This is a genomic window from Nitritalea halalkaliphila LW7 (genome assembly GCF_000265075.1).
Taxonomy (GTDB): domain Bacteria; phylum Bacteroidota; class Bacteroidia; order Cytophagales; family Cyclobacteriaceae; genus Nitritalea; species Nitritalea halalkaliphila.
This window is the reverse complement of record NZ_AJYA01000006.1, coordinates 22,405-29,122: the sequence shown is the minus strand read 5'-3', so window position 1 is coordinate 29,122 and position 6,718 is coordinate 22,405. Positions and strand designations below refer to the sequence as shown.

Annotated in this window: 8 protein-coding genes, 1 tRNA gene and 1 pseudogene; 9 read left to right on the top strand and 1 reads right to left on the bottom strand. The window is 50.2% G+C overall.

Annotation, left to right across the window (positions count from 1 at the left end; all coding sequences use genetic code 11):
• Positions 1-11: 11 nt before the first annotated feature.
• The 3 genes from A3SI_RS20080 (at position 12) to A3SI_RS02935 (ending at position 1,292) form a co-directional block, all read left to right on the top strand.
• Positions 12-119 carry a DUF6140 family protein gene (locus tag A3SI_RS20080; RefSeq protein ID WP_238531570.1) on the top strand — a complete coding sequence of 36 codons (108 nt, stop codon included), beginning with the start codon at positions 12-14 and terminating at the stop codon, positions 117-119.
• A 103-nt stretch (positions 120-222) separates the two neighbouring features.
• On the top strand, positions 223-678 hold the full coding sequence (locus A3SI_RS02940; RefSeq protein ID WP_009053560.1) for a hypothetical protein: 456 nt from the start codon (positions 223-225) through the stop codon (positions 676-678).
• Between the two features lie 5 nt (positions 679-683).
• Entirely contained in the window at positions 684-1,292 is a 609-nt protein-coding gene (locus A3SI_RS02935) for a nitroreductase family protein (protein WP_009053559.1), read from the top strand.
• Positions 1,293-1,398: 106 nt separating this feature from the next.
• Here the strand turns inward: A3SI_RS02935 and A3SI_RS02930 are convergent, their stop codons facing one another.
• Positions 1,399-1,842: a DinB family protein gene (locus A3SI_RS02930; protein ID WP_009053558.1), complete on the bottom strand. Its 444-nt coding sequence runs from the start codon at positions 1,840-1,842 to the stop codon at positions 1,399-1,401.
• A 127-nt stretch (positions 1,843-1,969) separates the two neighbouring features.
• On the opposite strand from A3SI_RS02930, the gene gldD reads away from it, so the two are divergent.
• The 6 genes and pseudogenes from gldD to A3SI_RS02900 all read left to right on the top strand — a co-directional run bounded on the left by gldD (position 1,970) and on the right by A3SI_RS02900 (position 6,634).
• Complete coding sequence (gene gldD / locus A3SI_RS02925) at positions 1,970-2,551, top strand: gliding motility lipoprotein GldD (RefSeq protein ID WP_040669945.1); 582 nt, start codon at positions 1,970-1,972, stop codon at positions 2,549-2,551.
• 8 nt (positions 2,552-2,559) lie between these two features.
• Entirely contained in the window at positions 2,560-2,940 is a 381-nt protein-coding gene (locus tag A3SI_RS02920) for a RidA family protein (protein WP_009053556.1), read from the top strand.
• A 55-nt stretch (positions 2,941-2,995) separates the two neighbouring features.
• Complete coding sequence (locus tag A3SI_RS02915; protein WP_009053555.1) at positions 2,996-3,490, top strand: hypothetical protein; 495 nt, start codon at positions 2,996-2,998, stop codon at positions 3,488-3,490.
• 151 nt (positions 3,491-3,641) lie between these two features.
• Positions 3,642-3,715 (top strand) — tRNA-Asn (locus A3SI_RS02910).
• 214 nt (positions 3,716-3,929) lie between these two features.
• Entirely contained in the window at positions 3,930-4,889 is a 960-nt protein-coding gene (locus A3SI_RS02905; RefSeq protein WP_050977347.1) for a site-specific integrase, read from the top strand.
• A 179-nt stretch (positions 4,890-5,068) separates the two neighbouring features.
• A pseudogene (locus A3SI_RS02900) lies at positions 5,069-6,634 on the top strand (type I restriction-modification system subunit M).
• Positions 6,635-6,718 lie beyond the last annotated feature (84 nt).

The following is a 6,718-nucleotide window of genomic DNA, read 5'->3' as shown; positions in this document are numbered from 1 at the left end:
CGTTTCACTTTATGGGAGGCCAGCTGATCGTGGATGCTTTTCGCCGAATTTATGGCATCGACATGAAGAAGGCGAATGCGATCACGAGTAGTGTTATAGATGTTAAGCGCGTACAGTAGGTACGCGTTTTTTTTCCTTTTCTGTAGATTGGTGGGTAGGCCAAACACTGGCTATCCGCCTGATTTTTATGCCATGTCCACACATGCACGACCCTATTGCCGCATGCGGATCGAAGCCGACTTCGAAAAGCAGTGTACCACGCTTTTTGCCGCAGCCGTCAGGCGCGGCGAGGGCATCGCCATGTTCACAGACTGCTTCTGTGGAGATATTTTACGCGTGGGAGATCCCTATGCTTTCCTGCATGTTTTCAGCCCGGAAGAAATTTTCGAGATCCATAAGGATACCCTGACCGATGAGGAGATTTCCAGTTTGGTGAACTGCCCTGAAAATGTTCGCGTGACGCGGAAGATGCTGCGGGACTGGAAGGGCACGAAAAACCCAAAGGTCTGGCTTCAGGAGATGCTGGATTCGCGCGCCGGAAATATCGACCCAGGCCTGACGCGCGAGACGATCGCCAAAGCCGAAAAGGGAATTCGCTTCCAGCTGCGCCAGCTTAGTCCTGGCGGTCGCCTGCTGAACTTATTTCAGCATTTTTCCCTTTTTAAGGGTAAAAAATAGCACCTATGGAAAGACCTATAATAGCGCCAGAGACGGTGAGCCAACTTTTACGCGGCCGTCGTTCACAATTTGTGGCGCAGTTTAAAGAAAATGATCCTGTAGACGATGCGGTTATCGCTGAAATGCTGGAAAATGCGAATTGGGCCCCTACGCATAAGCTGACGCAGCCCTGGTCCTTCACTGTTTTCACGGGGGAGGGCAAAAAGAAATTTGCGAAGTTCCAGGCCGAGACCTACAAGCGGCGCAGCGAGGCGGCGGGAAATTTTATTCCGGCTACTTATCAGAAATTATATGAAAACCCGCTGAAGGCCTCCCATATTATCGCCATCAAAATGATTCGGGATACGCGGGCGAACCTTCCGGTGATGGAGGAGATCGCAGCGGTCGCGATGGCGGTTCAAAACATGTACTTGACGGCCACTGCGCATGGTTTAGCAGCCTACTGGGGTACGGGCGGCTGTACCTTTTGGCCGGAGGCCAAGCCTTTCTTCGCGCTAAAAGAGGAAGACATGCTGATGGGCTTTTTCTATGTGGCCAAGCCAGCATCGGAGCGCTATCCTGCAGGGCGAAGAGGCGATATCGCTGAAAAAGTAACTTGGGTCGATACGGAATAAGGAGTTTCCCACATCGTAAAAAAAGTAAATCCGATCGCTTTTGGGCTTTTCCAGAGGCGATCGGATTTTTTTTATCCCTTTCTTTCGGGCTGCGATTTTTTTGGGTTTATAGTCCGCGGTAGCGAGGGGGCTCGATGCCATTCGCACGGATGTAGGCGATGGCGGCTCCACGGTGATGGGTGGCATGATCATCCATGAGGGCTAAAAGCTGGCGCTTGGTCACGGTGCCGGCGAAGCTTTCCACCTGCGTTTCTAAGTCTTCCGGGCTGAGGCTGGCGACCAAGTTTTTGCCGTAGGCGTAAGAAGCCTCCACGAGTGCCTTCAGTTCGGCCTTATTCGCTGGCGTGGCGCTCGTGTCGAAATCTGGCTCGGGTCCGTCCAACGTATTTTTCGCGATCCACACGATAGAGGTAGCTGAGTGGGCGACTTGCTCCTTAAAGCTCATGGCAGAAGCATGGGGCTTATAGTCGAGGAGGTCGTCCGGCATGGCGTCGATGGTTTCCAGGGTAAAGGCCAGGCCATTATCCCATTTTTTTACGAATTCCTCCATGGACGTCTGAGCACTGCGCGATGGTGGCGGCGAAAAGCAGTCCGAGGGACAGCATCCAGGCCGCTGCTTGGGTAAAAGTTGGTTTTCTCATGTTTTTAGTATTCCTTTTAAATGATTACTTTTGACTATGTCAAAAAGCATAACAGCGCTTATTTGTGTATTGTTTCTCTGTATGGCCTGTGGGGAAAACTATCTCCCTAAGCCTAAGGGGTATAACCGCATTGATTTGCCGGAATTTGCCTTCACCACTTTGGAAGAGCCTTTTCCCTATCGCTTCGAGCACTCGGTACATAGCCGTGTGGAGCCCGATCATTTTAATGCTTCGGAGCCCTATTGGATCAACTTGCACTACCCGGAGTTCGGGGCGAAGGTTCACTTCACCTATCAGCCGATCGGTGTGGGGGGTAAGTCGCTGCGGATGGTGTTAGAGGATGCGGTGAACTTGACGGCTCAGCATCAGGTGAAGGCCTATGGCATCGAGGAGCGGGTGCTGCGCACGCCCCATGGCTACACGGGGGTGGTGGCGGAGCTGAGTGGAGAGGTGCCGACCCAGTTTCAGTTCTTTGTGACCGATTCCACTCGCCATTTTTTGCGCGGAGCGCTGTACTTCGAGACGGCAGTAAAAAATGATTCTTTATCCCCTGTGATCGAGTATATTAAGGTGGACATGATGCACCTGATGAATACGGTACAATTTAATCCCAAATAGAACGCTACATGAGCAAACAAATTATTTATACGGCGGAGGCTCCGGCTCCGATAGGTCCTTACAGTCAGGCAGTTTTAGTGGGGGGCACCCTATATGTGTCCGGGCAGATTCCGCTGGATGCTGCCACGGGTGAGTTGATAAACGAAAACCTCACCGAGGAGACGCACATGGTGATGAAGAACTTAGAGGCGGTGCTTCGGGCGGCTGGTTTTGGGTTTTCGGATGTGGTGAAATGCACCATTTTTATCCGGGACATGGGGGCATTCGGGACCATTAATGAGGCCTATGGTCAGTATTTTAAGGAGAATCCCCCTGCACGCGAGACGGTGGAGGTGAGTCGCCTGCCGAAGGACGTGAATGTGGAAATTAGCTGTATAGCAGTAAAATAAGTGGAAAAAAGGCCGGTGTGTGTAAACGAATCCGGCCTTTTTCTGTTTCGTAAGCATGAGTCTTTTACCACGCTATGATGAAGTGATCGTTTGTTCGCTGGAGAGCCGCGAGATTCTCAGTCGCCTCGAGGAGGTGACCGAGCAGGTGGATTATATGGATTTTCGGCGGCCGGCGGTGGGATCGGGTCAGGTGCATTTTAATGGCACGATCGAGGAGACAGGTTTTCGGCTATCGGTTCGGCTGCGAAAGGCGGACAGTTTTGTGCCTTTGATACGGGGGCGGCTGGAGGAATGCTCGCGGGGGGCGATTTTGTTCCTTTCGTATCGGCTTTTTCCCGGTTCGCGGTTTTTCTTGAACTTTTGGACCGTGCTGACCTTTGTGTTGTTCCTGTTTTTCGGTTTTGTGGCGAAGGAGTGGCCGTATGCTTATGGGGCTTTGGGCCTTGGGGTGGTGAATTTGGGCTTTGCATGGCTTCATTTTTACCGAAAGGTGGGCGAGTCGCGACGGCAGATGCTGGCCCTTTTAGGTACGGGCTCCTCGGCGTCTTAGTCTTTGCCCTACGGGCAAAACTTTTTTTGCCTGATTATTAGAAAATTGAGTGTGGGGGTGGATTTTTTTTCTGGAGATGTTTTGCAGAATTTAAGGAAAGCACTACCTTTGCATCATACTTCAGGGGTTTAGCCGCCTGAAAGTTTAAAATTCCTCCTTAGCTCAGCTGGTTAGAGCACATGACTGTTAATCATGGGGTCCTTGGTTCGAGCCCAAGAGGGGGAGCAAAAGCCTCAGAGAAATCTGGGGCTTTTCTGTTTTAAAAACGGCCTCAGAATGCATTTCTGGGGCTTTTTTCATTACAACAAGCGGAAAAGCATTCACCGAAAAACGCAGTTGAAACGAGCTGAAAAACCAGCATATTCACCCTATTTTTCCAAAATGCGTGCAAAATGCGTGCACCTTTTTCAGCACCGAGAAAGCCATAAACACAACGCTTATGGCAACAATCAAAATCCACCTGGACACGCGAAAAACCGCGAAAAACGGAGCTTACTCCATCGTCTTAAGAGTGTCCCACAACCGCGAACACCGTAACATTCCGACTGGTCTGCGTGCAAAAAAATCGGAATTTTCTGAAAAAGGCGGACAATACCGCAACAATCCCGAAGGAAATGCCAAGCTTCTCGAACAACTTCAGCTCTACAATCAACGCTTGCAGGAGATCCCTGTACAGAAATTGAAGCAACTTACAGCGCAGCAGCTGAAGTTGACCCTGCTCCAAAGCGAGTCTAATCATGAGGTGACCATGCATATCTTTTGGCAAAGAGAAATCGAGCATCTGTACCAAACGGGCCGAACGGGAAATGCCACAGTGTACAAAAACAGCCTCTCTGTCCTGGAGAAAATCCACAACCTCCACAAACCTTTCAGCGAATTTGTATTCAAAGACATTTTGGACATCGAGCGCAGGCTCTATGAAAGAAAGTTGACCGTCAACACAGTGGGTGTGTACATGCGTGCGCTGAAAGCCATCTGTAACAAAGCCATCAAGCAGGAACTCGTGGACCAAGCATGGTACCCTTTCTACAAATACACCATCAAACGGGGCAAGACCACCCCAAGGGTGCTCAGTTTGGAAGAAATGAAGCGCTTTGTAAAGCTCGAAGTATCCAGCGAAAACAAATTCCTGTACAGCTCTTGGTGTATTGGCAAGCTGATCAACAAATACCTCAAGCAGCTGGGCGAAATGGCCAATACTCAAGAACCCATCACCACCTACGTGTTCCGGTACACGTATTCCAACATCGCCAAACAACTGGGGTTCAGCAAAGACATCATTGCGGAAGCCCTTGGGCATGAGTACGGGAATGCGGCGACTGGGATTTATTTGGAACTCTTTGACAATGAAGTGCTGGACAACATGCATGAGCAAGTCTGCCGAAAGGTATTTGGGTAAAACGGTAAATGCCGACCATTTAAACGCAACTGATTAAAATCCGAGGCCTCATCATTTTGGTGAGGCTATCTCATATCCGATACTGGCAATTTTCACCCAAACCCTTATCTTAGCCTACGAAATGTTTTTCATTCAGGGGCAAAACTTGACCGCCCAAAAACGTTCAAGCCAAAAATTTTATGTCAGAAGACCAAAAACAACTGCTGGAAAGCCAGCTCTGGAATATCGCCAACGTCCTAAGGGCAAAGTAAGTGCAGACGATTACCGCGATTATATCCTAGGCTTTATATTCTACAAATACCTGTCCGAGCGACAGTACATTTACGCCAACGACCTGCTGGAAACAGAGGAAGTCAAGGACTACCTGCAACTTACCGACCCCGAAATGCCGGACGCCATCAAAGAAGAATCCCTGCAGCACCTGGGTTACTTCCTCAAACCCGAGGAACTCTTCGAATCCATGACGGCCAAGGGCAATGCCTCCACCGAGACGGACAGCAATTACATCCTGGAAGACCTGAAAGCCGTGCTCAACCACATCGAGCAAAGCACCATGGGCACCGATTCCGAGGAAGACTTCAACGACCTCTTTTCTGACATTGATCTCAGTTCCAGCAAAATCGGACGTACCCCTAAAGCCCGAAACGAAGTGGTGGTACAGATCCTCAAACCTGAGCAAAATCGACTTCAAGTTGCATGACATCGAGTCGGACGTTTTGGGAGATGCCTACGAGTACCTGATTGGCAAGTTTGCAGCAGGAGCAGGCAAAACCGCCGGGGAATTCTACACCCCACAGCAGGTGTCCAAGATTCTCGCGAAGATCGTGACAACCGGTAAAGACAAACTCAAATCCGTGTATGACCCTACGACCGGATCGGGTTCCCTTCTGCTCCGGGTGGCCAAGGAAGTGGAGGTCAGCGAATTTTTCGGACAGGAACTCACCCGTACCACCTACAATCTGGCCCGCATGAACATGATCCTGCACGGTATCCTCTACCGCAGGTTCAACATCGCCCAGGAAGACACGCTGATGCACCCACAGCATCTGGATTATAGATTTGAAGCCGTGGTGGCCAACCCACCTTTTTCCGCCCACTGGAAAGGAGACGACCATCCCTTGTACCATACCGATGAGCGCTTCTCCCAATACGGAAGACTGGCCCCCAAGACCAAGGCTGACTTTGCCTTTATGCAGCACATGCTGTACCAACTAGCGGAAAACGGCATTATGGCCAGCGTATTTCCTCACGGGGTACTCTTCCGTGGAGGTGCAGAAGGACAGATCAGGGAGTACATGATCAAAGAGATGAACGTCCTTGATGCCGTGATCGGACTACCTGCCAACATCTTTTATGGAACTACCATCCCGACCTGTATTGTGGTGCTGAAGAAGTGCCGGGAGCAGGACGACAATGTGGTCTTTATCGATGCCAGCGGAAGGGGCAATTACATCAAAGTCGGCAATCAAAATGAGCTGCGGGAAGAAGACGTGGACAAAATCGTAAAGACCTATCGTGAGCGCAAGACCATTGACAAGTACAGTTACGTGGCTTCCCTGGCAGAGATCGCCGAAAACGACTACAACCTCAACATTCCCCGCTATGTGGACACCTTTGAGGAAGAAGAACCTGTGGATCTGGACGCCACCGCCGCAGAAATACAGCAACTGGACGCAGCACTGAAAAGCAACGAAGCTGTCCTGAAAGCATTTTGTGAGGAATTGGGGATTAAAGCACCGTTCTAGATTAGACCTGCCAGGTTTTTAAAACCTGGCAGGCCTTTGTCTGAGTTACTGCAAATATAAAAACCTGTATTTGCAGAAAATGAA

What these genes read in the sequence shown, in the direction of transcription:
- A3SI_RS02920 (WP_009053556.1), top strand. Translation starts at nt 2,560, where the DNA reads ATGAGCAAACAAATTATTTATACGGCGGAGGCTCCGGCTCCGATAGGT.
- A3SI_RS02935 (WP_009053559.1), top strand. Translation starts at nt 684, where the DNA reads ATGGAAAGACCTATAATAGCGCCAGAGACGGTGAGCCAACTTTTACGC.
- A3SI_RS02930 (WP_009053558.1), bottom strand. Translation starts at nt 1,842, where the DNA reads ATGGAGGAATTCGTAAAAAAATGGGATAATGGCCTGGCCTTTACCCTG.
- A3SI_RS02915 (WP_009053555.1), top strand. Translation starts at nt 2,996, where the DNA reads ATGAGTCTTTTACCACGCTATGATGAAGTGATCGTTTGTTCGCTGGAG.
- A3SI_RS02940 (WP_009053560.1), top strand. Translation starts at nt 223, where the DNA reads ATGCGGATCGAAGCCGACTTCGAAAAGCAGTGTACCACGCTTTTTGCC.
- A3SI_RS20080 (WP_238531570.1), top strand. Translation starts at nt 12, where the DNA reads ATGGGAGGCCAGCTGATCGTGGATGCTTTTCGCCGAATTTATGGCATC.
- A3SI_RS02905 (WP_050977347.1), top strand. Translation starts at nt 3,930, where the DNA reads ATGGCAACAATCAAAATCCACCTGGACACGCGAAAAACCGCGAAAAAC.
- gldD (WP_040669945.1), top strand. Translation starts at nt 1,970, where the DNA reads ATGTCAAAAAGCATAACAGCGCTTATTTGTGTATTGTTTCTCTGTATG.